Source organism: Shinella sp. AETb1-6, from assembly GCF_009826875.1.
In the GTDB taxonomy this organism is placed as follows: Bacteria; Pseudomonadota; Alphaproteobacteria; order Rhizobiales; family Rhizobiaceae; genus Shinella; species Shinella sumterensis.
The window spans coordinates 1-2,500 of the sequence record NZ_WUMM01000031.1 but is presented as its reverse complement, the minus strand read 5'-3'; the positions used below and the strand labels follow the sequence as shown (position 1 = coordinate 2,500).

General features: G+C 54.0%; 2 rRNA genes (1 of these 2 cut by a window edge). Both read left to right on the top strand.

Annotated elements, in window-relative coordinates:
- A 23S ribosomal RNA gene (locus tag GR158_RS24920) occupies positions 1-1,984 on the top strand (it extends 901 nt beyond the left edge of the window).
- A gap of 306 nt (positions 1,985-2,290) precedes the next feature.
- Positions 2,291-2,405: ribosomal RNA gene (gene rrf / locus GR158_RS24915) — 5S ribosomal RNA — on the top strand.
- Positions 2,406-2,500 lie beyond the last annotated feature (95 nt).

Here is a 2,500-nt window from a genome sequence, read left to right as displayed (position 1 = left end):
GTGAAAGGCCAATCAAACTCGGAGATAGCTGGTTCTCCGCGAAATCTATTTAGGTAGAGCGTCGACCGAATACCCTCGGGGGTAGAGCACTGGATGGGCTATGGGGACTCACCGTCTTACTGATCCTAACCAAACTCCGAATACCGAGGAGTACTAGTCGGCAGACACACGGCGGGTGCTAACGTCCGTCGTGAAAAGGGCAACAACCCTGACCTCCAGCTAAGGTCCCCAAGTCATGGCTAAGTGGGAAAGGATGTGAGGATCCCAAAACAACCAGGATGTTGGCTTAGAAGCAGCCATCATTTAAAGAAAGCGTAACAGCTCACTGGTCTAAATAAGGGTCTTTGCGCCGAAAATGTAACGGGGCTAAAGCCATGCACCGAAGCTGAGGATTGGACTTAAAGTCCAGTGGTAGCGGAGCGTTCCGTAAGCCTGTGAAGGGAGACCCGTGAGGGCTCCTGGAGGTATCGGAAGTGCGAATGTTGACATGAGTAACGATAAAGGGAGTGAGAGACTCCCTCGCCGAAAGACCAAGGGTTCCTGCTTAAAGTTAATCTGAGCAGGGTTAGCCGGCCCCTAAGACGAGGCGGACACGCGTAGTCGATGGGAACCACGTTAATATTCGTGGGCCTGGTGGTAGTGACGGATTGCGTAACTTGTACATTCTTATTGGATTGGGTGTGCAGGGAAGCGGTTCCAGGAAATAGCTCCACCGTATAGACCGTACCCGAAACCGACACAGGTGGTCAGGTAGAGTATACCAAGGCGCTTGAGAGAACTCTGCTGAAGGAACTCGGCAAATTGCACGCGTAACTTCGGAAGAAGCGTGACCCCAAGGCACGCAAGTGTTTTGGGGTGGCACAGACCAGGGGGTAGCGACTGTTTATCAAAAACACAGGGCTCTGCGAAGTCGCAAGACGACGTATAGGGTCTGACGCCTGCCCGGTGCTGGAAGGTTAAGAGGAGAGGTGCAAGCTTTGAATCGAAGCCCCAGTAAACGGCGGCCGTAACTATAACGGTCCTAAGGTAGCGAAATTCCTTGTCGGGTAAGTTCCGACCTGCACGAATGGCGTAACGACTTCCCCGCTGTCTCCAGCAGAGACTCAGTGAAATTGAATTCCCCGTGAAGATGCGGGGTTCCTGCGGTTAGACGGAAAGACCCCGTGCACCTTTACTATAGCTTTACACTGGCATTCGTGTCGGCATGTGTAGGATAGGTGGTAGGCTTTGAAGCAGGGACGCCAGTTTCTGTGGAGCCATCCTTGAAATACCACCCTTATCGTCATGGATGTCTAACTGCGGCCCGTTATCCGGGTCCAGGACCGTGTATGGTGGGTAGTTTGACTGGGGCGGTCGCCTCCGAAAGAGTAACGGAGGCGCGCGATGGTTGGCTCAGACCGGTCGGAAATCGGTCGTCGAGTGCAATGGCATAAGCCAGCCTGACTGCGAGACTGACAAGTCGAGCAGAGACGAAAGTCGGTCATAGTGATCCGGTGGTCCCGCGTGGAAGGGCCATCGCTCAACGGATAAAAGGTACGCCGGGGATAACAGGCTGATGACCCCCAAGAGTCCATATCGACGGGGTTGTTTGGCACCTCGATGTCGGCTCATCGCATCCTGGGGCTGGAGCAGGTCCCAAGGGTTTGGCTGTTCGCCAATTAAAGCGGTACGTGAGCTGGGTTCAGAACGTCGTGAGACAGTTCGGTCCCTATCTGCCGTGGGTGTAGGAATATTGACAGGATCTGTCCCTAGTACGAGAGGACCGGGATGGACATATCTCTGGTGGACCTGTTGTCCTGCCAAGGGCATAGCAGGGTAGCTATATATGGAATGGATAACCGCTGAAGGCATCTAAGCGGGAAACCAACCTGAAAACGAGTATTCCCTTGAGAGCCGTGGAAGACGACCACGTTGATAGGCCGGGTGTGGAAGCGCAGCAATGTGTGAAGCTTACCGGTACTAATAGCTCGATTGGCTTGATCGTTCTCATTGTTCATGCTCATCTCAAGGCAAACGCGAAGCGTTTGTCCTGACAGAGCAAAGGCAAAAGCCTTTGCGACAGGCCCGGCGAACACGCAGTGTTCGTCCGGTTGTTGCTGAAGACGTGTTCACAAAGACAAGGAAGGGTTCCCCTTCGCCAGCTTCTCATTACATGCACAAGGCATGCTCATACGTTCCCGTATGCACGCTTTGGCACCCCTGTGAGCGTCCAGCGAACAGGAAAGGTTTGCCAAAGCAAGACAAACGGAACAATGTTCATGCCAAAGGCATGAACATTGCCCTTAGCCGACCTGGTGGTTATGGCGGGGTGGCCGCACCCGTTCCCATTCCGAACACGGCCGTGAAACGCCCCAGCGCCAATGGTACTTCGTCTTAAGACGCGGGAGAGTAGGTCGCTGCCAGGTCTGCTAAAGGCAATGCGCTTCAAACGAAGCAAACAATCTTCTCGACACGCATTCGGCCCTGCCGAAACCAAAGGGCCGCTTCAAGCGGCCTTTAT